28 protein-coding genes and 1 other RNA gene are annotated in these 25,233 nt (G+C 72.7%); 12 read left to right on the forward strand and 17 right to left on the reverse strand.

Annotated features, from left to right (window positions below):
* Positions 1-13: 13 nt before the first annotated feature.
* Both OG758_RS32915 and OG758_RS32920 read left to right on the forward strand, forming a co-directional pair.
* On the forward strand, positions 14-1,207 hold the full coding sequence (locus OG758_RS32915; protein WP_326713247.1) for a lipid-transfer protein: 1,194 nt from the start codon (positions 14-16) through the stop codon (positions 1,205-1,207).
* 94 nt (positions 1,208-1,301) lie between these two features.
* The gene (locus OG758_RS32920) at positions 1,302-2,732 is read left to right on the forward strand and encodes a DHA2 family efflux MFS transporter permease subunit (RefSeq protein WP_442810363.1); all 1,431 of its coding nucleotides are present in this window, start codon (positions 1,302-1,304) and stop codon (positions 2,730-2,732) included.
* Between the two features lie 15 nt (positions 2,733-2,747).
* Here OG758_RS32920 and OG758_RS32925 read toward each other — a convergent pair whose 3' ends face one another.
* The 4 genes from OG758_RS32925 to OG758_RS32940 are packed head-to-tail and all read right to left on the reverse strand — an operon-like array spanning position 2,748 to position 6,405.
* The gene (locus OG758_RS32925) at positions 2,748-3,380 is read right to left on the reverse strand and encodes a response regulator transcription factor (RefSeq protein ID WP_326716112.1); all 633 of its coding nucleotides are present in this window, start codon (positions 3,378-3,380) and stop codon (positions 2,748-2,750) included.
* A gap of 38 nt (positions 3,381-3,418) precedes the next feature.
* Entirely contained in the window at positions 3,419-4,702 is a 1,284-nt protein-coding gene (locus OG758_RS32930; protein ID WP_326713249.1) for a sensor histidine kinase, read from the reverse strand.
* A gap of 18 nt (positions 4,703-4,720) precedes the next feature.
* Positions 4,721-5,437, reverse strand: a complete 717-nt coding sequence (locus OG758_RS32935) for an ABC transporter permease (protein WP_326713250.1) — start codon at positions 5,435-5,437, stop codon at positions 4,721-4,723.
* Positions 5,434-6,405 (reverse strand): ABC transporter ATP-binding protein, encoded by a 972-nt coding sequence (locus OG758_RS32940; protein ID WP_326713251.1) that lies wholly within the window; start codon positions 6,403-6,405, stop codon positions 5,434-5,436. The genes OG758_RS32935 and OG758_RS32940 overlap by 4 nt, the downstream gene beginning before the upstream one ends.
* Positions 6,406-6,701: 296 nt before the next feature.
* On the opposite strand from OG758_RS32940, the gene OG758_RS32945 reads away from it, so the two are divergent.
* The 3 genes from OG758_RS32945 to OG758_RS32955 are packed head-to-tail and all read left to right on the forward strand — an operon-like array spanning position 6,702 to position 9,658.
* Positions 6,702-7,556 (forward strand): MaoC/PaaZ C-terminal domain-containing protein, encoded by an 855-nt coding sequence (locus tag OG758_RS32945; protein ID WP_326713252.1) that lies wholly within the window; start codon positions 6,702-6,704, stop codon positions 7,554-7,556.
* Between the two features lie 37 nt (positions 7,557-7,593).
* Positions 7,594-8,670, forward strand: a complete 1,077-nt coding sequence (locus OG758_RS32950; protein ID WP_326713253.1) for a Zn-dependent alcohol dehydrogenase — start codon at positions 7,594-7,596, stop codon at positions 8,668-8,670.
* Positions 8,671-8,689: 19 nt separating this feature from the next.
* Positions 8,690-9,658, forward strand: coding sequence for a 3-oxoacyl-ACP reductase (locus OG758_RS32955; protein ID WP_326713254.1), 969 nt, complete (start codon positions 8,690-8,692; stop codon positions 9,656-9,658).
* Between the two features lie 55 nt (positions 9,659-9,713).
* Here the strand turns inward: OG758_RS32955 and OG758_RS32960 are convergent, their stop codons facing one another.
* Both OG758_RS32960 and OG758_RS32965 read right to left on the reverse strand, forming a co-directional pair.
* A complete protein-coding gene (locus tag OG758_RS32960) occupies positions 9,714-9,872 on the reverse strand; it encodes a hypothetical protein (RefSeq protein ID WP_266564819.1) in 159 nt (52 codons plus the stop codon).
* A gap of 44 nt (positions 9,873-9,916) precedes the next feature.
* Positions 9,917-11,143 (reverse strand): hypothetical protein, encoded by a 1,227-nt coding sequence (locus tag OG758_RS32965; RefSeq protein WP_382060583.1) that lies wholly within the window; start codon positions 11,141-11,143, stop codon positions 9,917-9,919.
* A 632-nt stretch (positions 11,144-11,775) separates the two neighbouring features.
* On the opposite strand from OG758_RS32965, the gene OG758_RS32970 reads away from it, so the two are divergent.
* The 4 genes from OG758_RS32970 to OG758_RS32985 all read left to right on the forward strand — a co-directional run bounded on the left by OG758_RS32970 (position 11,776) and on the right by OG758_RS32985 (position 15,778).
* Positions 11,776-12,825 carry an ABC transporter substrate-binding protein gene (locus OG758_RS32970; RefSeq protein ID WP_326713255.1) on the forward strand — a complete coding sequence of 350 codons (1,050 nt, stop codon included), beginning with the start codon at positions 11,776-11,778 and terminating at the stop codon, positions 12,823-12,825.
* Between the two features lie 105 nt (positions 12,826-12,930).
* Positions 12,931-13,788 (forward strand): Nif3-like dinuclear metal center hexameric protein, encoded by an 858-nt coding sequence (locus OG758_RS32975; protein ID WP_326713256.1) that lies wholly within the window; start codon positions 12,931-12,933, stop codon positions 13,786-13,788.
* Entirely contained in the window at positions 13,785-14,528 is a 744-nt protein-coding gene (locus tag OG758_RS32980; protein ID WP_326716114.1) for a zinc ribbon domain-containing protein, read from the forward strand. The genes OG758_RS32975 and OG758_RS32980 overlap by 4 nt, the downstream gene beginning before the upstream one ends.
* A gap of 8 nt (positions 14,529-14,536) precedes the next feature.
* The gene (locus tag OG758_RS32985) at positions 14,537-15,778 is read left to right on the forward strand and encodes a bifunctional RNase H/acid phosphatase (protein WP_326713257.1); all 1,242 of its coding nucleotides are present in this window, start codon (positions 14,537-14,539) and stop codon (positions 15,776-15,778) included.
* A 49-nt stretch (positions 15,779-15,827) separates the two neighbouring features.
* Here OG758_RS32985 and eda read toward each other — a convergent pair whose 3' ends face one another.
* Together eda and yaaA are read right to left on the reverse strand one after the other, a co-directional pair.
* Positions 15,828-16,448, reverse strand: coding sequence for a bifunctional 4-hydroxy-2-oxoglutarate aldolase/2-dehydro-3-deoxy-phosphogluconate aldolase (eda, locus tag OG758_RS32990; RefSeq protein ID WP_326713258.1), 621 nt, complete (start codon positions 16,446-16,448; stop codon positions 15,828-15,830).
* A gap of 74 nt (positions 16,449-16,522) precedes the next feature.
* Complete coding sequence (gene yaaA / locus OG758_RS32995) at positions 16,523-17,329, reverse strand: peroxide stress protein YaaA (protein ID WP_326713259.1); 807 nt, start codon at positions 17,327-17,329, stop codon at positions 16,523-16,525.
* A 172-nt stretch (positions 17,330-17,501) separates the two neighbouring features.
* Here yaaA and OG758_RS33000 point away from each other — a divergent pair, with 172 nt between their 5' ends.
* A complete protein-coding gene (locus OG758_RS33000; RefSeq protein WP_326713260.1) occupies positions 17,502-18,950 on the forward strand; it encodes an RNB domain-containing ribonuclease in 1,449 nt (482 codons plus the stop codon).
* Positions 18,951-18,979: 29 nt separating this feature from the next.
* Positions 18,980-19,399, forward strand: an RNA gene (gene rnpB / locus OG758_RS33005) — RNase P RNA component class A.
* Positions 19,400-19,430: 31 nt separating this feature from the next.
* Here rnpB and OG758_RS33010 read toward each other — a convergent pair.
* The 7 genes from OG758_RS33010 to OG758_RS33040 all read right to left on the reverse strand — a co-directional run bounded on the left by OG758_RS33010 (position 19,431) and on the right by OG758_RS33040 (position 23,173).
* Complete coding sequence (locus tag OG758_RS33010; protein WP_326713261.1) at positions 19,431-19,706, reverse strand: DUF1876 domain-containing protein; 276 nt, start codon at positions 19,704-19,706, stop codon at positions 19,431-19,433.
* 87 nt (positions 19,707-19,793) lie between these two features.
* The gene (locus tag OG758_RS33015) at positions 19,794-20,648 is read right to left on the reverse strand and encodes a glycosyltransferase family 2 protein (protein WP_372563511.1); all 855 of its coding nucleotides are present in this window, start codon (positions 20,646-20,648) and stop codon (positions 19,794-19,796) included.
* A 132-nt stretch (positions 20,649-20,780) separates the two neighbouring features.
* Positions 20,781-21,371: a GrpB family protein gene (locus OG758_RS33020; RefSeq protein ID WP_326713263.1), complete on the reverse strand. Its 591-nt coding sequence runs from the start codon at positions 21,369-21,371 to the stop codon at positions 20,781-20,783.
* Positions 21,371-21,928, reverse strand: coding sequence for an MOSC domain-containing protein (locus tag OG758_RS33025; RefSeq protein ID WP_326713264.1), 558 nt, complete (start codon positions 21,926-21,928; stop codon positions 21,371-21,373). Before OG758_RS33025 ends, OG758_RS33020 begins: the two co-directional genes overlap by 1 nt.
* A 113-nt stretch (positions 21,929-22,041) precedes the next feature.
* Complete coding sequence (locus tag OG758_RS33030; protein ID WP_326713265.1) at positions 22,042-22,215, reverse strand: hypothetical protein; 174 nt, start codon at positions 22,213-22,215, stop codon at positions 22,042-22,044.
* A complete protein-coding gene (locus tag OG758_RS33035) occupies positions 22,212-22,577 on the reverse strand; it encodes a MazG-like family protein (RefSeq protein WP_326713266.1) in 366 nt (121 codons plus the stop codon). Before OG758_RS33035 ends, OG758_RS33030 begins: the two co-directional genes overlap by 4 nt.
* A gap of 23 nt (positions 22,578-22,600) precedes the next feature.
* Positions 22,601-23,173 carry a DoxX family protein gene (locus OG758_RS33040; RefSeq protein WP_326713267.1) on the reverse strand — a complete coding sequence of 191 codons (573 nt, stop codon included), beginning with the start codon at positions 23,171-23,173 and terminating at the stop codon, positions 22,601-22,603.
* Positions 23,174-23,360: 187 nt separating this feature from the next.
* Between OG758_RS33040 and OG758_RS33045 the strand changes: the two genes are divergently transcribed.
* The gene (locus OG758_RS33045; protein ID WP_266564867.1) at positions 23,361-23,684 is read left to right on the forward strand and encodes a nuclear transport factor 2 family protein; all 324 of its coding nucleotides are present in this window, start codon (positions 23,361-23,363) and stop codon (positions 23,682-23,684) included.
* A 21-nt stretch (positions 23,685-23,705) separates the two neighbouring features.
* Here OG758_RS33045 and OG758_RS33050 read toward each other — a convergent pair whose 3' ends face one another.
* Both OG758_RS33050 and OG758_RS33055 read right to left on the reverse strand, forming a co-directional pair.
* The gene (locus OG758_RS33050; protein WP_326713268.1) at positions 23,706-24,572 is read right to left on the reverse strand and encodes a PhzF family phenazine biosynthesis protein; all 867 of its coding nucleotides are present in this window, start codon (positions 24,570-24,572) and stop codon (positions 23,706-23,708) included.
* Positions 24,573-24,691: 119 nt separating this feature from the next.
* Positions 24,692-25,153 (reverse strand): lamin tail domain-containing protein, encoded by a 462-nt coding sequence (locus tag OG758_RS33055; RefSeq protein ID WP_326713269.1) that lies wholly within the window; start codon positions 25,151-25,153, stop codon positions 24,692-24,694.
* Positions 25,154-25,233: the final 80 nt, after the last annotated feature.

The raw sequence follows: 25,233 nt of genomic DNA on the forward strand, positions 1-25,233 counted from the left end.
GGAGGCCGTTTCCATGGGCAAGGCGTACATAGTCGGCGTCGGGATGACCAGGTTCGAGAAGCCCGAGAGCCGCGACTGGCAGTACTGGGACATGGCGAAGGAGGCCGGGACCAAGGCCCTCGACGACGCCGGCGTCTCCTACGAGGACGTGGAGCAGGTCCCCGTCGGCTACTGCTTCCAGGCCTCGACCGCCGGGCAGCGCGCGGTTTACGAACTCGGCCTGACCGGCGTCCCCGTCTACAACGTCAACAACAACTGCGCCACGGGATCGAGCGCGCTGATGCTCGCCCGGCAGTTCGTCGAGGGCGGCATCAACGACTGCGTGCTGGCGCTCGGCTTCGAGAAGATGCAGCGCGGCGCGCTCGGCGGGGGAGCCGACGGGGGAGACTTCAAGACGTCACCGGTCGCCCGGCACTACGGCATCATGGCCGCGAAGCACGGCTTCGAGATGTCCCCGCCCACCGCCCAGATCTTCGGTGACGCGGCCCGCGAGCACATGGAGAGGTACGGCACGACCGAGGCCCAGCTCGCCGCCGTGGGGGCCAAGAACCACCGGCACTCCGTGAACAACCCGTACGCCCAGTTCCAGGACCCGTACACCGTCGACGAGATCCTCGCCGCGAAGACCATCCACGCGCCGCTCACCAAGCTCCAGTGCTCACCCACCTCGGACGGCGCGGCGGCGGCCGTCGTCGTGTCGGAGCGGTTCGTCGAACTCCACGACCTGGGTGACAAGGCCGTCGAGATCGCCGCGCAGGCCATGACGACCGACACGGGGGAGTCCTTCGCCTCCGGTTCCTGCATCGACGTCGTCGGACAGCCCATGTCACGCGCCGCCGCGACCCGCGTCTACGAGGCGTCCGGGCTCGGCATCGAGGACGTCGACGTGATCGAGCTGCACGACTGCTTCTCCGTCAACGAACTCCTCACCTACGAAGCGCTCGGCATGTGCGCGCCGGGAGCCTCCGGGAAGCTCGTCGAGGAGGGCGCGACGACGTACGGCGGGCGCTGGGTCGTGAACCCGTCGGGCGGCCTCATCTCCAAGGGCCACCCGCTCGGCGCCACCGGCATCGCCCAAGCGGCGGAGCTCACCTGGCAGTTGAGGGGCGAGGCCGGTGCGCGACAGGTCCCGGGCGCCCGCGTCGGACTCGCCCACAACATCGGACTGGGGGGCGCCGCCGTCGTGACGATGCTGCGCAGGTCCTAGGCCATGGGGACGGGGTCCTAGTCCCCGCGGACCAGCGCCGGGTGCGCCGAAATCCTGATGTACGGACCGACAGCGGCCTGAGACCATGACACTCATGCTTGAAGCCCCTGTCGACACCGCGATCGCCCGCAAGGCCGCGCCGCCCACCTGGCTCGTCGTGGCCGCCGCCTGCGCCGGACAGTTCCTCGTCGTCCTCGACGTCTCCGTCGTCAATGTCGCCCTGCCGTCCATGCGAGCGGACCTGGGGCTCAGCGCCACCGGGCTGCAATGGGTGGTCAACGCCTACTCGATCGCGTTCGCCGGGTTCATGCTGCTCGGCGGGCGGGCCGGCGACCTGTTCGGGCGCAAGCGGATGTTCCTCGTGGGGCTCGGGCTCTTCACGCTCGCCTCCCTCGCGGGCGGCCTCGCGCAGGAGGGCTGGCAGCTCCTCGCCGCCCGCGCCGTCCAGGGGCTCGGCGCCGCGGTCCTCGCGCCGTCGACGCTCACCATCCTGACGTCCGCCGTCCCGGAGGGCGCCGCCCGCGCCCGGGCCATCGCGACCTGGACCGCCGTCGGGGCGGGCGGCGGCGCGGCAGGCGGCCTCGTCGGCGGCGTGCTCACCGAGGGCCTCGACTGGCGCTGGGTGCTGCTGATCAACGTCCCCCTGGGCGCCCTGGTGTTCACGGCCGCCGCCCGCTGGATCAAGGAGTCGAAGGCGGGCGGCGAGCGGCGCCTCGACCTGCCGGGCGCCGTCCTCGTCACGGCGGGCACCGCGACCCTCGCCTACGGCGTCGTGCAGACCGAGGCCGAGGGCTGGGGCGCCGCCGCGACCCTGGTGCCGCTCGGCGTCGCCCTGGCGCTGATCGTGACGTTCCTCGCCGTCGAGGCGCGCACGCGGCTGCCGCTGATGCCGCTCGGCCTGTTCCGGGTCCGCGCGGTCGCGGCGGCCAACGCGGCGATGTTCGTGTGCGGCATGGGCAGCTTCGCGATGTGGTTCTTCATGACCCTGTACGCGCAGAACGTCCTCGGCTACACCCCGATCGAGGCCGGCCTCGCCCTCGTGCCCAGCTCGCTCGCCGTCGTCGCCGGATCCAAGATCGCCCCGCGTCTGATGCGCCGCGCGGGCGCACGGACCGTCGCGGTGTCCGGCGTACTCGTCACGACCGCCGGGTTCACCTGGCAGTCGACGATGAGCCCGCACGGCGGTTACATCACCGCGATCATGCTGCCGGGCACGGTGATGATGGCGGGCGCCGGGCTCGCGATGACGCCCCTGGCCTCGCTCGCCACGTCCGGGGCCGCGCCGGGGGACGCCGGGCTGGTGTCCGGACTCGTCAACACCTCGCGGACGCTGGGCGGTTCGCTCGGGCTCGCGATCCTGTCGATCGTGGCGGCCGGCCGCTCCGGCGGGGGAACCGGGGCCGAGGACCTCACCGACGGGTACGCGGCCGCGTTCCGGTGGGGTGCTGGGATCCTCCTGGTGGCGGTGGTCCTGCTGGTGACGTGGATGCCGCGCGCGAAGGAGGCCCGGCAGGCGGCGGGTTGAGGGACCGGGAGGCCGTCACAGCCACCCCTGCTGCCGCGCCTCCCGCATCGCCTCCATGCGGTTACGGGTCCCTGTCTTGCCGATGGCCGAGGACAGATAGTTGCGCACCGTCGACTCCGACAGATGCAGCGTGCCCGCGATGTCGGAGACCGTGGCCCCGTCCACGGACGCCTTCAGGACGTCGCACTCGCGGGTCGTCAGCGGGTTCGGGCCCGCGCTCAGCGCGGCCGCCGCGAGCGCCGGGTCGATGACCGTCTCACCGCGCAGGACCCGCCGGACCGCCTCCGCGAGATCCTCCACCGGACCGTCCTTGACCAGGAACCCGGCCGCGCCCGCCTCCATCGCCCGGCGCAGATAGCCCGGCCTGCCGAACGTCGTCAGGATCAGGACCCGGCAGTCCGGGCACTGCTCACGCAGGTCGGCCGCCGCGTCCAGGCCGCTGCGGCCCGGCAGTTCGATGTCGAGCAGCGCCACATCGGGACGCGTCTCCAGTGCCCTGTCGACGATCGCGTCACCCCTCGCGACCTGCGCGACGACCTCGATGTCCGCCTCCAGGCCGAGCAGCAGCGCGAGAGCGCCCCGCATCATGCCCTGGTCCTCGGCGAGGAGCACTCGTACGGACTTCGCGGGCCGGTGGTCCCGGGGCATCTCGTTCACGGGCCCAGGGTAGAGCGCCCCGTGCGCCGTCACCCCGCGCGTTCCGGCTCCAGCATCGCGTCCGGCTCCACTTCGCCCGGCAGGACCGGGAGTTCGGCCGTCACCGTGAAGCCGCGCGCGGCCGGGCCCGCCTCCAGGGAGCCGCCCGCCGCGCCGAGCCGCTCGGTCAGGCCCCGCAGGCCCGTACCGCCGACGCCCGGCTCCGGCGGCTCGGCTGCGGCGCCGCGCCCGTTGTCGTGGACCCTGAGCCGCACGCGCTCCGGGTTGCCGTCCACGGAGATCTCGCAGCGCGCCGCCCCGCTGTGGCGCACCGCGTTCGTGACCGCCTCCCGCACCACCCAGCCGAGCAGCGCCTCCGTCTGTGCGGCGAGCGGCGGGCCCGACTGGCGTACGACGGGCTCGATCCCCGCCGCCGTGAGCGCCGAGCGGGCGCGGTCGAGCTCGGTGGTGAGACTGCCCTCGCGGTAGCCGGTGACCGCCTCGCGGATCTCCGTCAGCGCCTGCCGGCCGACGGACTCGATGTCCGACACCTGCGTGAGCGCCGCGTCGAGGTCGCGGTGGGCGAGCCGGCGGGCCGCCTCCGACTTCACCACGATCACGGACAGCGTGTGCCCGAGCAGGTCGTGCAGGTCGCGGGAGAACCGCAGCCGCTCCTGCTCCACCGCGCGGTGCGCCAACTCCTCGCGGGCGGCGCGCAGTTCACGTACGGCCTCGGCCAGGGAGAGGATCGCGGCGGTCACCATCGTGGACAGGAACGTGCCGTACGCGATGTTGAGCGCGTCCCAGCCCTCCTTGAGGCCGCCGATGGTCCCGGCGAGCGCGCTCAGGCCGAGGGCGACCTGGCCGAGGCGGCGCCCCCGCACGACCGCGCCCGCCGCGAGGCCGAGCAGCGGGAAGAACATCAGCCAGCTGCCGCCGTAGGCGATGGCGAGCCCGCAGGTGAGCAGGCCCATCGCGATCAGCGCCAGGAGCGTGTAGCGGGCCTCGCGCCGCTTCTTGTCGAAGGCCTGGAACACGACCGAGATGTAGAGGCTGTTGAAGACGAACAGGCCGATGCCGCCGATCCAGGGGTTGGCCGTCTTGCCCTGGAGGAGGTTCGAGAAGGCGCCGAGACCCATGAGGAGCCAGGGCAGCAGCGCGAATCCGTTCGGCGGCGGACCCATGGGCCCGCCCTCCACGGCCGCCCCGCCGTCCTTCGCGCCCCTGTCCCGGGCCCGCCACTCCGCCTTCCACACGTCCCGGTCCGCCTTCCACTCCCGGCGGGCATCCCGCAGCTCGACCATCCGGCAGGTGACTCGGTGCTTGAAGGACATGGTTCCCCGGCTCCCCGTTCAGATGGTCCGCGCGGCCCTGCGGTACGACACCACAGCGTACGAACCGAAGGCCAGCAGCCAGGCGGCGAGCACCGTGACCGCGGCGGCCGACGGCGCGTGCCCGTCGGCCACGGCCGTACCGAGCTGCGCGAACCGGTTCGTCGGCGTGTACGACGACACGGACTGCAGCCACCCGGGGAAAAGTGCGACCGGGAACCACAGGCCGCCGAGGACGGAGAGCCCCAGATTGCACACCATGTTCGCGACACCCGTGGTCTGCGCGGTCAGCCGGTAGCCGTTGCCGAGACCGAGCAGGGTGAAGGGGATCGAGCCGAGCCACAGCAGCAGCGCGACGGCGGCCCACTGCCACACGTCCAGCCGCACTCCGTTGACCAGGCCGCCCGCGACGAGCACCGCCGCGATCGACGGCAACACCGTCACGGACCCCGTCAGGGCCCGGCCCGCCACCACCTGGCGCGGCGTCATCGGGGTGACCCGCAGCTGCCGCAGCCACCCGATCGTCTTGTCCTCGGCGACCCCGCCGCCGGTGCTGAGGGCCGAGCCCACCGCGCCGTACGCGGCCATGCCGACCATGGAGATCGTCTTCCACTCGGGTTCGTTCTGGCCGAGGTTGGTGAACAGCAGGTACATCAGCACCGGCATCCCGACACCGAAGATCACGAACATGGTGTCGCGCAGGGTCCTGCGCACTTCGAGCCTCAGGTAGTCGATCATCGAACCGTCTCCAGATCCGTGTCGGAACCGCTGCCGGTGCGGTTGTCGGAGCCGCTGCCCGGACGACTGTCCGAACCGCTGGTCAGCGCCATGAACGCGTCGTCGAGCGAGGCCGGCGCGACCTCGAGGCCCCGGATCGCGTCCAGCCCGGCCAGCGCGATCACCGTCGCGTCCGAGTCGTCCGTACGCAGCCTGGCCCGGTCCCCGCGGACCTCCACGGCCGTCACCCCGGGCAGCAGCGACAGGCCCTCCGTGCCGCGCCCGGCCAGGTCGAAGGAGACGAGGCTGCCGCCCGCGGCCCGCTTCAGCTCCTCGCCGGAGCCCATCGCGACGACCCTGCCGTGATCGATGACCACGATCCGGTCGGCGTGGGCGTCGGCCTCCTCCAGGTAGTGCGTGGAGAAGAGCACCGTGTGGCCGCGCCGCGCGTAGGCCCGCATCGACGTCCAGAACGCGTGCCGTGCCTCCACGTCGAGGGCGGCCGTCGGCTCGTCGAGCACGAGCAGGGCCGGGTTCCCGGCCAGGGCCACGGCGAACCGCACCCGCTGGGTCTGGCCGCCGGACAGCTTGTCGACGCGCCGCTGCGCGAGCTCCTCGATGCCGGCCAGCGCGAGCGCGTCGGCGACGGGCATCGGCGCCGGATAGCGGCCCGCCACGAAGGAGACCAGCTCACGGACCGTGACCCGGGGGACCGCGCGGCCCTCCTGGAGCATCGCGCCGACCTGACCGGCACGCACGGCCTGCTCCGGCGTGCCTCCGAAGAGGGAGACCGTGCCCTCGTCCGGGGTGTCCAGGCCGAGCAGGAGGGCGATCGTGGAGGACTTGCCCGCGCCGTTGCGGCCGAGCAGGGCGACGGTCTCGCCGCGCCGTATCTCCAGATCGATCCCGTCGACGGCGCGCACCGCGCCGAATGTCTTGACCGCCCCCGTGAAGGACACGGCCACCGGTGTCCCGTCTGTCTTCGTCATGGCAGGGACGCTACGGGCCGGGAGCCGGGCGCGGCAGATGCCGGTTGTACGGAGCCGGGCAGTACAAATGTCACGGCCGCCCGCCCCGGCCGCCCGCGCACCGGATCTGACATGGCGTCAGGAGTCTTCACAACTGCCGTGGTCTTGGCTATACATGGGATCGCCGGACTGGAACGCGTTCTAGAACGGGCGCGTGGCGTTCCACCAGAGTTCCTCCGGCCCAGCAACGACCTCGGTGCGACCGACGGTGCGGACGGCCGCACCGAGGTCTTTCCCGCACAAGGAGTCTCTGTCTGATGCCGATCGACGCCGCCAAGGCCGTAGCCGCCGAACCCCGGTCCGCCGAGATCACCTGGGACCACAAGGACATCCAGCTCTACCACCTCGGCCTCGGCGCGGGCACCCCCGCCACCGACCCCGACGAGCTGCGCTACACCCTCGAGTCCCGGCTGCACGTCCTGCCCAGCTTCGCCACCGTCGCCGGCGCCGGAATGGGTGTCGTCGGCGGCCTCTCCGCCCCCGGCATCGACGTCAACCTCGCCCACGTCCTGCACGGCGGGCAGACCGTCGAGCTGCACCGGCCCATCCCGGTCAAGGGAAGCGCGACCTCCACGTCACGCGTCGCCGCCGTCTACGACAAGGGCAAGGCCGCCATCCTCGTCCTGCGCACCGAGGTCGCCGACGCGGACGGCCCCCTGTGGACCAGCGACGCGCAGATCTTCGTCCGCGGCGAGGGCGGCTTCGGCGGCGACCGCGGACCCAGCACCCGCCTCGAAGCACCCACCGGCGAACCCGACCGCACCGTCGACCGTCCCGTCCGCGAGGACCAGGCACTCCTGTACCGGCTCTCCGGCGACTGGAACCCCCTGCACGCCGACCCGGAGTTCGCCAAGCTCGCCGGCTTCGACAGGCCCATCCTGCACGGCCTGTGCTCGTACGGCATGACGCTCAAGGCGGTCGTCGACACGCTGCTCGACGGCGACGTGTCCCGCGTGCGGTCCTACGCGACGCGGTTCACCGGAGTCGTCTTCCCGGGCGAGACGCTGCGGATCCGGATGTGGCGCTCCGAGGGCCGGATCCAGGTGACCGTCACCGCCGTCGAGCGGGACGAGGCGCCCGTACTCGCCGACACCATCGTCGAACACGCCTGACCCCATCGGGGACCCTTCGGGAGAGGAGCCGCACGCCATGCGCGCAGCCGTACTGCACGAGATAGGCCAGGACAAACTCGAGGTACTCGACGACGTCGAGGCGGTGGGCTTCGGCCCCGGCAAGGTGAAGATCCGGGTCAGGGCCACCGGACTGTGCCACTCCGACGTGTCCGCGATGAACGGCGTGCTGCCGCAGCCCGCCCCCTTCATCCCCGGCCACGAGGGCGCCGGCGAGATCCTCGACGTCGGCGACGGCGTCACGAACGTCAAGCCCGGCGACCGCGTCCTCGTCTGCTGGCTCCCGGCCTGCGGCGCCTGTCCGGCGTGCAGACGCGGCCAGACCCAGCTCTGCCTCGCCGGGTTCATGAACGCCGGCACCCCCAACTTCAAGCGCCCCGGCGGTGACGTCTTCGGCTTCGCCGGCACCGGCACCTTCACCGAGGAGGTCGTCGTCGACGCGGGCTGCGCCGTGCCCATCCCCGACGACGTGCCCTTCGACATCGCGGCCCTCATCGGCTGCGGCGTCACCACCGGGCTCGGCGCCGCCATCAACACCGCGGACGTGGCGGCCGGTTCGTCCGTCGCCGTCATCGGCTGCGGCGGCGTCGGCATCTCCGCGATCCAGGGCGCCCGGCTCAAGGGCGCCGCGCAGATCGTGGCCGTCGACCCCGTCGCCTCACGCCGCGAGGCCGCCCTCAGGTTCGGCGCCACCGAGGCCGTCGCACCCGACGCCCTCGGCGACGCCAAGCAGCGCATCACCGCGGGCGAGGGCTTCGACTACGTCTTCGAGGTCGTCGGCAAGTCCGCCACGGCCCGCACCGCCTACGAGACGACGCGGCGCGGCGGCACCCTGTGCATCGTCGGCGCGGGCGCCCTCGACGACTTCCTCCAGCTCAACATGTTCGAGCTGTTCTTCGACGAGAAGAAGATCCTGCCGTCCATGTACGGCGGCGGTGACGTCCTGACGTCCTACGAGCGGGCCATCGCCCTGTGGCGGGCCGGCCGCATCGACCTGGAGAGCCTCATCACGCACCGCGTGCAGCTCGCCGAGATCAACGAAGCTCTCGACCAGATGCGGTCGGGCACCGCGCTGCGCACCTGCATCGAAATCTGAGAGAGGACCCCGATCCCCGATGGCTTCAGAGTCACTGCCGCTTCAGGGCCTGTCCGCGATCGTCACCGGCGCGGGCCGTGGCCTCGGCCGGGCGGAGGCGCTCGAACTCGCCCGGCTCGGCGCGAGCGTCGTCGTCAACGACTTCGGACAGCCGGGCCGCGACGGATCCGGCGGCGCCGACGCCACCCCGGCCGAGGAGGTCGCCGCCGAGATCCGGGCCGCGGGCGGGCAGGCCGTCGCCCACCTCGGCGATGTCGCCGACCACGAACAGTCCCGCGCACTCGTCCAGTTGGCCGTCGACACGTACGGAAAGCTCGACATCCTCGTCAACAACGCGGGCATCCTGCGCGACCGCATGATCTTCTCGATGAGCGAGGACGAGTGGGACACGGTGATCCGCGTCCACCTGAAGGGCCACTTCAACACGACCCACTTCGCGTCCGTCCACTGGCGCGCACGCTCCAAGGCGGCGGGCGCACCGGTCTACGGCCGCATCGTCAACACCTCGTCCGAGGCGTTCCTCGCCGGCTCGGCCGGGCAGCCCAACTACGCGGCGGCGAAGGGCGGCATCGTCGGCCTGACGACCTCCACGGCCCTCGCCCTCGGCAAGTACGGCGTCACGGCCAACGTCATCTGCCCCCGCGCCCGCACCCGTATGACCGAGGACGTCTTCGCGGCCGTCTATCCGATCAAGAGGGGCGCGGAGCCCGGAGCCGGCGAACTCGATCCGCTGGCCCCCGAACACGTCGCCCCGCTCGTCGGCTACCTCGCGTCCCCGGCCGCGGGGAACGTCAACGGTCAGCTGCTCGTCGTGCACGGCGGCATGGTCGCCGTCGTCGAACGCCCCAAGGTCTCCGCCAAGTTCGACACCGCGAAGGACGCGTTCAGTTACGAGGAGCTGGACGCGCTGCTCACCCCGCACTACGCGGACCGGCCGCCGAACGAGACGTTCGCCGCGGCCGAGGTGCTCGGTCTCAAACACGCCTGACCCCATGGCGAAGGGGCCCGGAACCATACGGTTCCGGGCCCCTCCGTCATGCCGTTCAGCCCTGTTCGGACTGATCCCTGCGGTGCCGGCCGTGCGGCGCCGCGTTCTCGTCGCGCGAGGACACACCACCACGGTGCCGACCGGGACCGGCGGACCGGTCCGCCGCCTCCCTGGACTCCGCCGTGGTCATCTCCGCGTTCATCGTCTCGGCCATCGAAACTCACCCCGTAACAAGATCCTTCAAACAGCCGGACGAGTCTAACCGGCGGGTGCCGTCCGTGTCCCGGCGGTTGCCGCGCGTCGCATGAGACCGGCCAGAGGAGCCTGCTGGAGCGGGACGGGACGGGCCGCCGAGGGCGGCTCGGGCACCGTCTGCGGGGCCGGCTCCTCGACGGGTTCCGGCACCGACGTGCGCGCGATCCCACAGGGCACCGACTCGGTGGCGCAGGGGAGTTGCAGCTCACCGTCGCGCGTCCACAGGCCCGCGCCCGTCAGCCAGCCCTGCGGGGCGGCGAGTTGATGCATCTGGCGCTCGGCGGGCCGCCACAGGCCCAGCCAGGTGCCCGCGGCGCCGTCGATCCGCAGCGCCACCGCACAGCTCTCCGGCATCAGCGTCTGACCCGGCTGGATCGCGAACGGCGTCACCGCGCAGTCGGTCAGGCGCAGACACTCCGGGAAGCGCACCGGCAGCGTCGAGCCCAACACGCCCCAGCCGAGGCGCTCATGGCCGGGCGACGGCGCGTCCGAGCGGACCAGGAGCAGCCCGCTGTCCGGATCGGCGAGCACCAGCCGGTCCGCGCTCGCCTCCGCGATCTGGAGCAGCGGCGTGACCTCGCCGCCCCGTCCCAGGTCCACCGCGACCGTCTTGACGGGCCCCCCGTCGAGGGACCGGTCGAGCGCCAGCATCCGGCCCGCGCGGTCCAGCCACACCCCGCCCGAACAGCGCCCCGGGACCTCGGCCAGGAACTCGGGCCCGAACGCCCCGCCCGCCACCATCCACACACCCGTCGACCGCTCGCCCACGGCGATGGCGTACGCGCATCTGCCGCCCGGTGCCGGCGGAAGCAGCGTCAACTCCCCGCCGCTCACCGCCCCGAGAGGCACCTCGCCCGTTCGCGGGCCCGTCGGATACAGCAGCGAGAAGGAGTGGCGGCCGTCCACCACGCGCCGGATGAGGACGCGCCCGTCGCCCATCGGGACGACCTCGGTCCCGGGCTCCTCCGGCTGGTTCCCCGGCAACGGCACCGCGTACGGCTCGGGCCCGTCCAGGGTCCACCGCTCCGGAAACCAGGACGTTCCGTCGGACGCGAGCCGCGCGGCGTACGCCCCGTCGGCGGTGATGACACAGCCGGGGAGAGGGGCGGGGGGAGCGGGCTCGGGGACGCTCGCCGGGCCTCGGCCGGGGGCAGGGTCCTGCGCGCTCGAAGGGGCTGGACCGGGGCCGGGGGGCTGCGGGCTCACCGGGGCTTCGCCGGGGCCGGACAGCTGCGCCGGGGCTGGGCCGGTGTCCGGGGCTTGCGCGTACTCCGGTCCTGGGGTGCTGTCCGGGGCTTGCGCGTACTCCGGTCCTGGGGTGCTGTCCGGGGCTTGAAGGCTCACCGGTCCCGGGGTGCCGTCCGGCCGGGGGCCGGCGTCCCGGGCCGGCCCGTACTCGGTGGCGGGCCGACTCTCCGGCGCTCGCCCGTACTCGGTGGCGCGCTCGTTCCCCGGCGCCCCTCCGTATTCCGTGGCGCGCTCGTTCTCCGGGGCCCGCGCGTCCTCCCGGTCCGGGGCGCCGCCCGGCTCCGGGTCCGGGTCCTGCCCGTTCTCCGGATCGTTTCCGCTGTCCGGGGCCGGTCCGCGTGCCGGGCCCGGTCCGCTCTCCAGCTCCGTCGTGGGCTCGATCGCCAAGGCCGTCATGGGATCACTCACCTCCGGTTCGTCCGAGCCGAAGCTAGTTTTCGCACGCGCTGCCGTGGCACTCGCCGCTCAGGTTTCACACCAAAGGGTGGCCATGTCCGTATCTGCCTGAAAGGGGTGGGTCGGATGTGCTGGCACGTCCAGAAGTGCCTGATGTTAGGTTTGCCTAACCACATCTGAGGCGGCCTCACGCCACGAAGTTCGGAGCTGGAACACCCATGGCCCTGCGAACAAGTCCTCGCACCCGCGGCACCGCCGCCGTAGCCCTCGCCGTGGCCGCCGCCCTGTCGCTCGCGGCCTGCGGTTCCGGGGACTCGGACTCCGGATCCGGCAAGTCCGACAACGGCAGCGGCTCCAAGGCCGTCGCCCAGGGCGGCGAGGACTTCGCCAAGGCGGCCTCGCAGACCGCGAAGATGGGCACGACCGCCAAGGCCGGCCAGTTCCCGCGCACCATCGAGCACGCCATGGGCAAGACCGAGATAAAGGCGCAGCCCAAGCGGGTCGTCGTCCTCGACGTCGGCGAGCTCGACAACGTCGCGTCCCTCGGCGTCAAGCCCGTCGGCTACGCCCCCACCGAGGGCGACGACGGCGTCCCGTCCTACCTGAAGAAGACGGCGGGCACCCCCAAGGACGTCGGCACGATCAACTCCCTCAACCTCGAGGCGATCGCCAATCTCCACCCCGACCTGATCCTCGGCAGCGAGCTGCGCGCCGCCAAGCTCTACCCGCAGCTCTCCAAGATCGCCCCGACGGTCTTCTCCATCCGCCCCGGCTTCACGTGGAAGGAGAACTACCTCCTCAACGCGTCCGCCCTCGACAAGACCGCCGAGGCCAAGGCGAACCTCGCCGCGTACGAGATGAAGGCGAAGAAGCTCGGCGACGACATCGGCGAGAAGAAGCCCACCGTCACGATGCTGCGCTACATGCCCGGCATGATCCGCCTCTACGCGAAGGCGTCCTTCATCGGCACGATCCTCGACGACGCCGGCATTCCGCGCCCCAAGAACCAGCAGGTCGTGGACCTCGCCACGGAGGTCAGCCCGGAGAAGATCGACCAGGCCGACGCCGACTGGATCTTCACCGGTGTCTACGGCGACGCGAAGAAGACGGACCGCGCCACCGCCGAGGGCAACCCGCTGTGGAAGAAGCTCGGCGCGGTGAAGAGCGGACAGGCCAAGGACGTTCCGGACGAGACCTGGTACCTGGGGCTCGGCGTCACGGCCGCGAACCTGGTCCTCGACGACCTGCACGGCTACCTCGTCAAGTAGCCGACTGTCGGTGGCCGGTAGCGGTACGTGAGCCCGTACCGCCCCCGGCCGCGGCCGTACATGAGCCAGGGCCGACGGGGCATGGAGGGAAGGTAGCCTTTCACCGTGCCCCGTCTGTCTGAAGTCATCGCCGCGCTCGAGAAGCTGTGGCCCCCCGAGCGGGCCGAGTCGTGGGACGCGGTCGGCACGGTCGCCGGCGACCCCGACGCCGAGGCCTCCCGGGTCCTGTTCGCCGTGGACCCCGTCCAGGAGACCGTCGACGAGGCGGTGAAGCTGGGCGCGGACCTCCTGGTCACGCACCACCCGCTCTATCTGCGCGGCACGACGACCGTCGCCGCCACCACCTTCAAGGGCCGCGTCGTCCACACCCTGATCAAGAACGACGTCGCGCTGCACGTCGCGCACACCAACGCCGACCGTGCCGACCCGGGCGTCTCCGACGCACTCGCGGGAGCCCTCGACCTCCGCGTCACCGGACCCCTCGTACCGGACCCGACCGACCCCGCGGGCCGCCGCGGACTCGGCCGGATCTGCGAAGTCGAACCCCCCGTCACCCTGCGCGAACTGGTCGGCCTCGCCGCCGACCGGCTGCCCGCCACCGCGCAGGGCATTCGCGTCTCGGGCGACCTCGACGCGACGATCCGCACGATCGCCGTCAGCGGCGGCTCCGGCGACAGCCTCTTCGCCGACGTGCGCGCCGCGGGCGTCGACGCCTTCCTGACCGCGGACCTGCGCCACCACCCCGCCTCCGAGGCGCGCGAACAGAGCCCGCTGGCGCTGCTCGACGCCGCCCACTGGGCCACCGAGCAGCCCTGGTGCGAGCTGGCCGCAGCCCAGCTCGACGAGATCTCCGACCGCAACGGATGGGGACTTCGCGTCCACGTCTCGAAGACGGTCACCGACCCCTGGACCGCCCACGCGGCGTCCAACGCCACACCGATCCCAACTGGAGCCCCCAACTGAACGCCGCGCCCGCCGACCAGATCCGACTTCTCGACGTCCAGGCCCTGGACGTACGACTGTCGCAACTCGCGCACAAGCGCAAGTCGCTGCCCGAGCACGCCGAGATCGAGTCGCTGAACAAGGACCTCACGCAGCTGCGCGACCTGCACGTCGCCGCGCAGACCGAGGAGAGTGACTGCGCCCGCGAGCAGACCAAGGCCGAGCAGGACGTCGACCAGGTCCGCCAGCGTGCCGCCCGTGACCAGCAGCGCCTGGACTCCGGCGCCGTCACGTCCCCCAAGGACCTGGAGAACCTCCAGCGGGAGATCGCCTCGCTCGCCAAGCGCCAGGGTGACCTGGAGGACGTCGTCCTCGAGGTCATGGAGCGCCGCGAGTCCGCGCAGGAGCGCTTCGAGGAGCTCACCGGCCGGGTCGCCTCCGTCCAGGGCAAGATCGACGACGCGACGGCCCGCCGCGACGCCTCCTTCGAGGAGCTCGACGGTGAGACGGCCACGGCCACGAAGGAGCGCGGGATCGTCGCCGGCTCCGTCCCCGACGACCTGCTGAAGCTCTACGACAAGCTGCGCATCAAGGAGGGCGGCGTCGGTGCGGCCCGCCTCTACCAGCGCCGCTGCGAGGGCTGCCAGCTGGAGCTGAACATCACCGAGCTGAACGAGGTGCGGGCCGCGGCGCCCGACTCCGTGGTGCGCTGCGAGAACTGCCACCGGATCCTGGTGCGCACGTCCGAGTCCGGCCTGTAGGAGCCTTCGTGGTGCGGGAGTTCATCGTCGAGGCCGACGGCGGTTCCCGGGGCAACCCGGGGCCCGCGGGCTACGGCTCGGTCGTCATCGACGCGGTGACGGGGGAGACCCTCGCGGAGGCCGCCGAGTACATCGGCGTCGCCACGAACAACGTCGCCGAGTACCGGGGACTCGTGGCCGGCCTGCGCGCCGCGCACGCCCTCGACCCGCAGGCCTCGGTGCACGTCCGGATGGACTCCAAGCTCGTCGTCGAGCAGATGTCGGGCCGCTGGAAGATCAAGCACCCCGACATGAAGCCCCTCGCCGCCGAGGCGGCGACCGTGCTGCCGGCGTCGCAGGTGACGTACGAGTGGATCCCGCGCGAGCGGAACAAGCACGCGGACCGGCTCGCCAACGAGGCGATGGACGCGGGCAAGCGGGGCAAGCAGTGGGAGCCCTCGCGCTCGACCGCCGAGCTGGACACGTCGCGACCCCAGCCGGACCGGGGAGCCCCGCCCGGGGACGCGGCGGCCGGGGCGGCGAAGGCGCGGGCCGCGCTCGCGGGAGCGCGGGGGAACGCGGACGCGCGGGCCGCGGGGAACGTGGCGAGCACCGCGTCCCAGGGCTGGTCGGCGGCGCCCGATCTCGGGGCGCCCGCCACCTTCGTGCTCCTGCGGCACGGCGAGACCGCGCTCACGCCCGAGAAGCGGTTCTCCGGCTCCGGCGGCGCCGACCCCGAGCTGTCCGCGGCGGGACGCGCGCAGGCCGAGCGGGTCGCCGCAGCGCTCGCCGCGCGCGGCACCGTCCAGGCGATCGTCTCGTCGCCGCTCAAGCGGTGCCAGGAGACGGCGCGGACCGTCGCCGCGCGCCTCGGGCTCGACGTCCACATCGAAGAGGGCCTGCGCGAGACGGACTTCGGTGCGTGGGAGGGCATGACCTTCGGGGAGGTCCGCGAGCGCTTCCCGGACGACATGAACGCCTGGCTGGCCTCGTCGAAGGCCGAACCGACCGGGGGCGGCGAGAGCTTCGCGGCGGTCGCCCGCCGGGTCGCCGCGACGCGGGACCGGCTCGTCGGACAGTACGCGGGACGCACGGTCCTCCTGGTCACGCACGTCACGCCGATCAAGACGCTCGTACGGCTCGCGCTCGGCGCGCCACCGGAGTCACTGTTCCGGATGGAACTCTCGGCGGCGTCGCTCTCGGCGGTCGCGTACTACGGGGACGGCAACGCGAGCGTGCGCCTTCTCAACGAGACGGCGCACCTGCGCTGACGTCCGGGCTGCTTGCGCTGAGGCCCGGACTGCCGCGCTGACGTCCGGGCTACTTGAGGCCGGCCGCTTCGCGGGCCAGCGTCTCGATCCGCGCCCAGTCCTTCGCCGCGACCGCGTCCGCGGGAAGCATCCAACTGCCGCCCACACAGCCGACGTTCTTGAGCGCCAGGTACGAGGGCGCCGAGCCGAGGGAGACCCCGCCGGTCGGGCAGAACCGCGCCTGCGGCAGCGGACCGGCCAGCGACTTCAGGTACGGCACACCGCCCGCGGCCTCCGCGGGGAAGAACTTCATCTCGCTCACCCCGCGCTCCAGGAGCGCCACGACCTCCGACGTCGTGGAGACGCCCGGCAGGAACGGCACGCCGGACTTCTTCATCGCGTCGAGCAGCGTGTCGGTCCAGCCGGGGCTGACCAGGAAGCGCGCTCCGGCCGCGACGGAGTCGGCGACGTTCTGCGGTGAGATGACCGTGCCCGCGCCGACGACGGCGTCCGGCACCTCGTCCGCGACGGCGCGGATCGCGTCCAGCGCGGCCGGCGTCCGCAGCGTCACCTCGATCGCCCGCAGACCGCCCGCGACGAGTGCCCGCGCGAGCGGCACGGCGTCGGCGACGTCCTCCACGACGACGACGGGTACGACAGGGGCGAGATCGAGCACGGAGGAATCAGTCATGGGGCCATCCTGCCCCGTGCTGCGCAGCATGCGCAAAGGGCGTTGCGCATGCTGCAACGGACTCGGGCGGGTGCTCAGTGGATCTGCGTCACCACCACGTCGAGCGCCCACGCCGTCCCCGCCTTCGCGGGCGCCTGCGCCTCCACCACATGGCCGAGATCCCGCAGCGCCTCGACCAGCTCGGCGGGGTCCGCCGGCGTGGTGCCGGTCTCCAGGAGCTTGCGCACGATCCGGCCCTTCGTCGCCTTGTTGAAGTGCGACACGACCGAACGCTTCTCCACGCCGGTCACCGGATCCGTCTGCGCGTGCAGCACCCGCACCGTCGCCGTACGCCCAGCGACCTCCCCCTTCGGCTTCCACGCACTCGTGTACGCGGACGACCTCAGGTCGAGCACGAGCCCGTCCCCGGCCGCCTCAGGAAGGACCTCGGCCATCGGCCCGCGCCAGTGCGCGCCGAGCGCCCCGAGCCCCGGCAGCTTCACACCCATCGAGCAGCGGTACGACGGAATCCGGTCGCTCACCCGCACCGCGCCCCACAGGCCCGAGAACACCAGCAGCGAACGCGTCGCCCGGCGCTTCGCCGCCGCGTCCAGGGTGGCGAGACCGAGCGCGTCGTAGAGGACCCCCGTGTAGATCTCACCGGCCGGGCGCGCGCCCGCGGTGCGCAGCTCCACGTTCTTCGCGATCTCGCCGCGCAGCCCCTCGCTGAGACCGAGCACCTCGCGCGCCTTGTCCTCGTCGGCGGCACACAGCTCGACCAGCTCGTCGAGCACGGCCTGCCGCGCCCCGGCGAGCCCCGCCAGGGACAGCGACTCAGGCTTCAGCGGGGCGCCGCGGCCCGACGGGGCCTTGCCTTCGGACGGCGGCAGCAGCACGAGCACGATCGGACTCCTCGGGACAGTGATGCGGAACAGGGGGTGCGGCCCCAGCGAAAGCGTACGGAAGAGAAGGGGGTGCCGGGGAACACGGGGCGCCGCGGATGCCGAGGCGCCACGGTCCTGGGGGCCACGGTCACGGGGTGCCGACGTCCCCGCGCCGTCCTACGCTCGGTGCATGCCCCGCCGTCATCTCCGTGTGACCGGCGCAGCCGAGGCCCCGCTGCGTGCCGCACTGCGTGAACTGCGTACGACCCTGGACGTCCCCGGGGCCTTTCCGGCCGACGCCCTCGCGGAGGCGGAACGGGCCGCGGCGGCCCCGCACCCGCCGGAACCGGGCGGCAGGGACGCCACCGACATCCCCTTCTTCACGATCGACCCGCCGACCTCCCTCGACCTCGACCAGGCGATGCACCTCTCGCGCCGCGACGGCGGCTACCGGGTCCGCTACGCCATCGCCGACGTCGCCGCCCACGTCAGGCCCGGCGGCCCCCTCGACACCGAGGCCCACCGCCGCGTCACCACGCTCTACTTCCCCGACGAAAAGGTCCCGCTGCACCCCACCGTGCTCAGCGAGGGCGCCGCCAGCCTGCTCCCCGACCAGACCTGCCCCGCCGTCCTGTGGACCCTCGACCTCGACGCCGAGGGGCGCACCGTCGCCACCGACGTGGCCCGCGCCACCGTCCGCAGCCGCGCCAAGCTCGACTACGAAGGTGTGCAGCGGGCCATCGACGACGGCACCGCCGAGGAACCCGTAGCGCTGCTGCGCGACATCGGGCGCCTGCGCGAACAGCTCGAGACGGAGCGCGGCGGCATCTCCCTCAACGTCCCGGAACAGGAGATCACCGAACGCGACGGCCGCTACCAGCTCGGCTACCGCGCCCCGCTCCCCGCCGACGGCTGGAACGCCCAGATCTCCCTGCTCACCGGCATGGCCGCCGCCGACCTCATGCTCGCCGCCGGGACCGGCATCCTGCGCACCCTGCCCGCCGCCCCCGACGGCGCCGTCGGCCGCCTGCGCCGCACGGCCCTCGCCCTGCGCATCGACTGGCCGCACCACGTCCCGTACGCCCAGCTCATCCGTTCCCTCGACCCGAGGAAGCCGCACCATGCCGCCTTCCTCCAGGAGTGCACGACGCTCCTGCGCGGCGCCGGCTACACCGTGTTCAGCGGCGGCACGCTCCCCGACCTCACCGTCCACGCCGCGGTCGCCGCGCCCTACGCCCACTGCACGGCCCCGCTGCGCCGCCTCGCCGACCGCTACGCCTGCGAACTGTGCCTGGCCGCCTGCGCAGGCACCCCGCCCCCCGAGTGGGTACTCGCCGCGCTGCCCGGCCTGCCGCAGGAGATGGCGGACGGTACGCGCCGGGCCAACGCCGTCGAGCGCGGCTGCGTCGACATCGTCGAGGCGGCGCTCCTCAAGGACCGGATCGGCGACATCTTCGAGGCGTGCGTCGTCGACGTGAAGGACCACGAACCGGCCGTCGGCACCGTCCAGTTGACCGACCCCGCGGTGGTCGCCCGCATCGAGGGCGGTACGGGTCCGCTGCCGCTGGGGGAGCGGCTGCGGGTACGGCTGACGCAGGCCGACCCCGGGGCGGCGAAGGTTCAGTTCGCCCCGGCCTGAGCGCCGGGTAGCATGGTCGGCACGGCAGACGAGCCGGGCGGACGGCCGCGTGAGGACCCTTTCACCAGGGTTTTCCCGAGGAACGTCCGGGCTCCACAGGGCAAGGTGGTGGCTAACGGCCACCCGGGGTGACCCGCGGGACAGTGCCACAGAAAACAGACCGCCGGGGACCGCAAGGCCCTCGGTAAGGGTGAAACGGTGGTGTAAGAGACCACCAGCGCCTGAGGTGACTCAGGCGGCTAGGTAAACCCCACCTGGAGCAAGGTCAAAAGGAGCCGCTTCCTCGCAAGAAGAGGTGGCTCTGCGCGGACGTTCGAGGGCTGCCCGCCCGAGTCCGCGGGTAGACCGCACGAGGCCGGCGGCAACGCCGGTCCTAGATGGATGGCCGTCTCCCCGGCCGCCGCGAGGCGACCGGGCGACAAAACCCGGCGTACAGCCCGACTCGTCTGCCTGCCAGGTCCTTGGCCTGTGCTTACTCACTCACCGCAACGCGTGCGACGTCCGGCCCGACGCCTCGTCGATCTCGTCGTGCGCCTTCGTCAGCATCTTCATCGCCAGCTCGTTGAGCGCCCTCGCTCCCGCGACCTCCTCGCCGACCCGCGGCTGGTTCGTGTCGGAGGGGTGGCGGCTCGCGTAGCCATGGGCCCGTACCTCGCTCCCGTCGGGGAGCCGGACGAGCGCGGCGGCGCGCGTGCGGTGTGTGTCTTCCTCGAATTCCAGCTCTACATGCCATCCGACAGCGGTCTGTGCCGACATCGTGATCACCTCCGGGACTGCTATTACCAGGGTGCGCCTGTCGGGCTCCCGACGCACCACGTCCCGCCCCGCCGCTTGCGATCCGGCTCAGATCACCGGCGGCCGACCGAGCCGCGTCATGCGCCACGCGGTGCGCCAGCGCATCGGCCGCCGGCCTCCGCACGGCGTACGGACGCCCTCCACGAAGCCGCCCGCCCACGCGCGCAGGCCCCCGGCGGACCGGGTACGGGCGAGCGTGAGGAGGGTCCAGGTGCCGAGGTAGAGCGGGATCAGGGGGAGCGGGAGCCGGCGGCGGGCCAGCCAGACGCGGTTGCGGGCCGTCATGCGGTGGTAGACGGCGTGCCGGGCGGGCGAGGTCTTGGGGTGCTGGAGCAGGAGCGACGGCTCGTAGACGACCTTCCAGCCGGCGTCGAGGGCGCGCCAGGCGAGGTCGGTCTCCTCGTGCGTGAAGAAGAAGTCGGCGGGCCAGTCGCCGGTCTCGGCAAGCATCCGCATCGAGAACGCGTGGCCGCCGCCGAGGAACGCCGTCACCTCACCGCCCCGCATCGGGTCCTTCGCGCGCAGCCGCGGCACGTGGCGGCGCTGCGTCTCGCCGTGCTCGTCCGCGATGCGGAAGCCGACGATGCCGAGGCGCTGGTCGCCGGCGTACAGGTCGCGGACGGTACGGAAGACGTCCGCGTCGACGAGGAGTCCGTCGTCGTCGAGCTCGACCGCCACGTCCACGTCGCCGAAGTCACGCAGCCGCGCCAGGGCGACGTTGCGGCCGCCGGGGCAGCCGAGGTTGTCGTCGAGTTCGACGGTCGTGACGGTGAAGGGCAGGCCGGAGCCGGTGAAGTCGGGCAGCGGCGAGCCGTTGCCGACGAGGACGACCCGCGTCGGCGGCACGTCCTGTTTCGCCACCGCCGCCAGGAGGGCGTCCACCTCCCTGGGCCTGTTGCCCATCGTCACGATCGCGACGCCCAGACGCGGCGGTTGCTCCACGGCCGACTCCCCATTTCCTCGGACATCCCGGTGCGGTGCCCGCGATCGTATCCGTTCACCGGGAAGTCACCGGGCAGCCAGGGGGAGTTGGGATCAGGTGCCGGGATCCGCCGTCCACCCCGTCTCGGCCGCCCAGGGTTCCGCGACCGCCACCACCAGGTCGACCACCGGGTCCTTCACGTCGGCGTAGGTGCCGGTGTCGGCGACCCGGGAGGCGAGGGCGTACTTGAAGTGGGCGTAGGCCGTGATCGCCTCCGGGTGGGTGCGGAACCAGTCGCGGAAGAGCAGGGCCAGGCGTTCGTTGGGGGAGCCGGCGAGGCGTACGTGCAGGTTGACCGGCTCGGCGGGTGTGCCGCGCCGGGACCAGAAGCGCTTGGCCCAGCGGGTCGGTACATCGTCCCGGCCCGCCGGGACGTGGTCCCGGCGGTAGGGGGAGAGTCGGAAGCCCAGGTCCGCGAGGGGGCCCGCGAAGGCGGCCTCCGCCTCGTCGAGGTCGGCGACGCTCACCTGGAGGTCGTAGACGGGCTTGGCCGCCATTCCGGGGATCGACGTGCTGCCGATGTGTTCCGTCCGCAGGGCCATCGGGCCGAGCGCCGCGCCGAGTTCGGCACACAGCGCGCGGCCCCGCTCCGGCCAGGCCGCGTCGTACGGGGCGACGACGGGGATCTCCGGCTCGGGCATCATCAGACGGCTTCCAGCGCGACGTGCGGCCCGGCCGGCAGGACCACGCGGATCGCGTCGCCGGGGCGCACCACGCCGCCGGTCCGCACCACGCTCATGATCCCGCCCTTGCGGACGACCGCCCCGCTCTCGTCGCGCCCGACGACCCGCTTGAGCAGCCCGTCCTGGAAGTGATCGATCTGCAGGCAGGGGTTGCGCAGGCCCGTGACCTCGACGACGGCGCCGCCCTCGCCCAGATGCAGGAGCGTGCCCGCGGGGAGTGCGAGGAGGTCGATGCCGGTCGTCGTGACGTTCTCCCCGAGGTCGCCGGGAGCGACGTCGTGACCCTGCTCGGCGACCTCGGCGAACAGCTCGTCGTGCATCAGGTGGACCTGCCGCAGGTTCGGCTGCGTCGGGTCCTTCGCGACGCGGGAGCGGTGCTTGACCGTGACGCCCGCGTGCACGTCGCCCTCGACACCGAGCCCGGCGAGCAGCGTGATGCTCTCCCGGTTCGGCTTCGTGAAGGAGTACGTCTCGTTGCTGCTGACCGCGATGACCTCGCCGCCGTCGAACCTGCCCATGCCGGGCCCCCGTTTCCGCGCCGGTGATCCCTGACCCCGGCCGCCTGATCCGTGATCCCGGCCGTCCGGACCGCGATCCACGCCGAGCCTAACCCCGCCGGACACGAGGGGCTTCAGCCCGTGCGCTCCGCGATCTGCGACGCCACGTCACCCGGCGCCCGCTCCGTCGTGCCGACGACGGTCGCCGCGCGCGACAGCCGGGGCAGCGCGTCGGCGTACGGCGCGACGAGCTCCTGTGACGTGGTGGTCCGGCCGGCGCCGAAGCTGCCGTTCAGCCGGACGGTCACGAGGTGAGCGACCTCTCCGCCACCCGGCGCAGATGCGCCGCCAGCACTTCGGGGGCCTGAGGGGTGAGCGTGCGCAGGGCGACCAGGGCCGTCACCACGACGTCGCAGAGCTCCGCCTCGACGTCCTGCCAGGAGTGGCTCTCGCCCTTACGCGGGTTCTGGCCTGTCGCGCCGATGACCGCCTGGGCGACCTCGCCGACCTCCTCCGACAGCTTCAGCATCCGCAACAGAAGGGCCTCGTCCGCGCCGCGGCGGTTGTGCGATTCGAGCCAGGCGTGCAGCCCGTCGACGGTCTCCCACACGCTGTCGTACGTGGGCGGGGTGAGATCGTGCCGGGCGCTGGGCCGCGTGGTGTCGGACATACCCGCAGCCTGCCACGGACGGGCTACTCGTCCATGGCGTCCGGGGAATACTCCCCCGGACCCGGCTGCGGACCCGGCCCGCCCACCCGCCTGTTGCGCGACGCCACGACCGCGAGCGCCGCCGCGGCGCTGCCCACGAGCGCGGCCGGGACCATCCAGTGCCGGTCCAGGGCGTGGCCGAGCGCATGGTCGAGGGAGTAGCGGCCCGCGCCGGTCACCGCGAGTCCGGCCGCGACGAAGCCGAGGAAGGCCGGGTACTCGTAGCCGCCGCCCTGCGCGAAGAAGCCGTTGGGCGCGTGCACCGCGACCGCGCCGGCCATCGTGCCCGCCGCGGCGGCCCCGCCGACGGGGGTGGCGAGGCCGAGGGCGAGCAGGACGCCGCCGCCCGCCTCGCCGACACCGGCGGCCAGGGCGCTCGCCTTCGGCGGGGCGAAGCCCATGGCCTCCATCCCGGCGGTTGTGGCGCTCAGGCCACCGCCGCCGAACCAGCCGAGCAGTTTCTGCGCTCCGTGCGCGGCGAGCACGCCGCCCGTGCCCACGCGCAGCACGAGCAGTCCCAGGTCTTTGCGGTCCACACAGGTCTTGTGACAGGTCATGGTCCTACGGTCCGGCAGGCGGGGCCGCGGCACCCGGTACGCGGGCCCGTTCGGGTGGCGGGTCCCGGGCCGCGGTGTGAGTCTGGGCCGGGGGCCCGGGCCCCGTGCGGCCGGGGTCCCGACCCGGCGACGAACGACCGGAAGGTCCGGCACCGTAGCGCCGGAAGGAGAGGCAGGAGACGGCGTCATGCCCATCCAGACAACCAAGCTCAGCGACCCGGCCGTCCGGGCCTTCGTCACCGCGGTGAACGCCCACGACCGGGAGGCCTTCCGTGCCGCCCTCGCGCCCGGCGCGACCATGTCCGACGACGGGTCCGACCGGGACATCGAGGAGTGGACCGGCCGCGAGATCTTCGACTCCCACGGGCACATGGAGATCGAGAAGGAGTACGCGCACGGCCTGGCCCTGACCGCCCTCTACCGCAACGACGCCTGGGGCGAGATGCGGACGAAGTGGCAGTTCGTCGTGGCGGGCGGCAAGGTGACCCGCTTCGAGACCGGCCAGGCCTAACTCCCCGGTCGGCACTCCCGGTCAGCCGGGAATCCGCACCGCCGCGCCGCTCACCCGGACCCGAGGGTCGCCCTCGCGCAGTGTCACCGTCAGCTCGCCCGGGCGGCCCATGTCCTCGCCCTGGTGGAGGGTGAGGACCGCCTCGGAGGGGACGAGTCCGAGTGCGCGCGCGTACGCGCCGAACGCGGCCGCGGCGGCGCCCGTCGCCGGGTCCTCCACGACACCGCCGACCGGGAACGGGTCACGGGCGTGGAAGACGAACTCCGAGGCGCGCCAAACCAGTTGGACCGTGGTGAGGTCGAGGCGGTGCATCAGGGCCTCGAGGCGCGCGAAGTCGTAGGAGAGGTCCGCGAGCCGCGCGCGGGTGGCGGCCGCGAGGACGAGGTGGCGGGCGCCCGCGTACGCGATGCGCGGCGGGAATGCCGGGTCGAGGTCGGCGGCAGGCCAGCCGAGCGCGGCGAGCGCCTCGGCCAGGTCCTCGGGCGCCACGTCGGTGATGTGCGGCTCGACGCTCGTGAGCGTCGCGCCCAGGGTGCCGTCGGCGCCCTGGGCGACCGTCACCGGCACCTCGCCGGCCTGCGTGGCGAAGAGGTAGTCGGCGGGGCCGTGGATCTCGCCGAGCGCCACGCCCGTCGCCACGGTGGCATGTCCGCAGAAAGGGACCTCGGCCTTGGGGCTGAAGTAGCGCACGGTGTACGAACGCTGCGCACCGCCGGGCGCCGGTGTCAGGAACGCCGTCTCGCTGTATCCGAGCCGCGCCGCGATGGCGAGCATCTCCTTGTCGTCGAGCGCTTGCGCGTCGAGCACGACACCGGCGGGATTGCCGCCCGCCGGGTCCGTGGTGAAGGCGGTGTATCGCAGCACTTCAGCTTGAGAGTCGGTGTTCATGACGGGGGAGCGTAGCGCGGGCAGCCGCAGCGCGGCCCGGGTCCTCCTGCGGTCCCGTCGGCAGGTCCCCCCTGCCCCGGGCCGCGGAACGGCTGCCCGCCTTCCCCCTCGGAAGTGGCTCAGTGGCAGCTGATCCCGCCGGGCCCGTCACCCCACGAGCAGGAGTCGAGCTGGGTGCCGCTCGGCTTGATGAGGCGGGCCTTGTCGCCGGTGTTGTTCCAGACGTACGAGCCGCGGCCCCAGTAGCGCACGCCGGAGGCGTTGGTGCCCTGGCCGGTGCGGACCTTGACGGTCTTGCCGGCGCCGATGTTGTAGCTGCCGAACGTGTACGTGTAGCCGGTGTTGTCCTTGAGCTTGTAGCCCTTGAGCTGGATCGCGGAGCGGGTGTTGTTGTGGATGTTCACCCACTCCGCGTTCAGCGACGAGTTCGACCGGTTGTCGCTGCCGGGGCTGTCGTACTGGATGTAGCCCAGGTGCAGACCGCCCTGGTGAGCGGCCGCGGACGCCGGGGACGCGGCGAGCAGGGAGGCCGACAGGACGCCGGCCGCCAGGGCGGCCGAGGCCGTGGAACGTGTGCGCAAGATGTGCTCCGAATGTGAAGTTCTCGTGGAGAGATCCCGAGCATACGGGCCGCGCTGCCCTGAATTAGGCCGGTAGGTGC

Origin of the sequence: Streptomyces sp. NBC_01474 (assembly GCF_035918215.1) — a bacterium.
GTDB lineage: Bacteria > Actinomycetota > Actinomycetes > Streptomycetales > Streptomycetaceae > Streptomyces > Streptomyces aureus.

Bases quoted from the DNA above. Each gene is read 5' to 3' on its own strand.
- OG758_RS32915 (WP_326713247.1), top strand. From the start codon at position 14: ATGGGCAAGGCGTACATAGTCGGCGTCGGGATGACCAGGTTCGAGAAG.
- OG758_RS32920 (WP_442810363.1), top strand. From the start codon at position 1,302: ATGCTTGAAGCCCCTGTCGACACCGCGATCGCCCGCAAGGCCGCGCCG.
- OG758_RS32925 (WP_326716112.1), bottom strand. From the start codon at position 3,380: ATGCCCCGGGACCACCGGCCCGCGAAGTCCGTACGAGTGCTCCTCGCC.
- OG758_RS32930 (WP_326713249.1), bottom strand. From the start codon at position 4,702: ATGTCCTTCAAGCACCGAGTCACCTGCCGGATGGTCGAGCTGCGGGAT.
- OG758_RS32935 (WP_326713250.1), bottom strand. From the start codon at position 5,437: ATGATCGACTACCTGAGGCTCGAAGTGCGCAGGACCCTGCGCGACACC.
- OG758_RS32940 (WP_326713251.1), bottom strand. From the start codon at position 6,405: ATGACGAAGACAGACGGGACACCGGTGGCCGTGTCCTTCACGGGGGCG.
- OG758_RS32945 (WP_326713252.1), top strand. From the start codon at position 6,702: ATGCCGATCGACGCCGCCAAGGCCGTAGCCGCCGAACCCCGGTCCGCC.
- OG758_RS32950 (WP_326713253.1), top strand. From the start codon at position 7,594: ATGCGCGCAGCCGTACTGCACGAGATAGGCCAGGACAAACTCGAGGTA.
- OG758_RS32955 (WP_326713254.1), top strand. From the start codon at position 8,690: ATGGCTTCAGAGTCACTGCCGCTTCAGGGCCTGTCCGCGATCGTCACC.
- OG758_RS32960 (WP_266564819.1), bottom strand. From the start codon at position 9,872: ATGGCCGAGACGATGAACGCGGAGATGACCACGGCGGAGTCCAGGGAG.
- OG758_RS32970 (WP_326713255.1), top strand. From the start codon at position 11,776: ATGGCCCTGCGAACAAGTCCTCGCACCCGCGGCACCGCCGCCGTAGCC.
- eda (WP_326713258.1), bottom strand. From the start codon at position 16,448: ATGACTGATTCCTCCGTGCTCGATCTCGCCCCTGTCGTACCCGTCGTC.
- OG758_RS33000 (WP_326713260.1), top strand. From the start codon at position 17,502: ATGCCCCGCCGTCATCTCCGTGTGACCGGCGCAGCCGAGGCCCCGCTG.
- OG758_RS33010 (WP_326713261.1), bottom strand. From the start codon at position 19,706: ATGTCGGCACAGACCGCTGTCGGATGGCATGTAGAGCTGGAATTCGAG.
- OG758_RS33015 (WP_372563511.1), bottom strand. From the start codon at position 20,648: ATGGGCAACAGGCCCAGGGAGGTGGACGCCCTCCTGGCGGCGGTGGCG.
- OG758_RS33020 (WP_326713263.1), bottom strand. From the start codon at position 21,371: ATGATGCCCGAGCCGGAGATCCCCGTCGTCGCCCCGTACGACGCGGCC.
- OG758_RS33025 (WP_326713264.1), bottom strand. From the start codon at position 21,928: ATGGGCAGGTTCGACGGCGGCGAGGTCATCGCGGTCAGCAGCAACGAG.
- OG758_RS33035 (WP_326713266.1), bottom strand. From the start codon at position 22,577: ATGTCCGACACCACGCGGCCCAGCGCCCGGCACGATCTCACCCCGCCC.
- OG758_RS33040 (WP_326713267.1), bottom strand. From the start codon at position 23,173: ATGACCTGTCACAAGACCTGTGTGGACCGCAAAGACCTGGGACTGCTC.
- OG758_RS33045 (WP_266564867.1), top strand. From the start codon at position 23,361: ATGCCCATCCAGACAACCAAGCTCAGCGACCCGGCCGTCCGGGCCTTC.
- OG758_RS33050 (WP_326713268.1), bottom strand. From the start codon at position 24,572: ATGAACACCGACTCTCAAGCTGAAGTGCTGCGATACACCGCCTTCACC.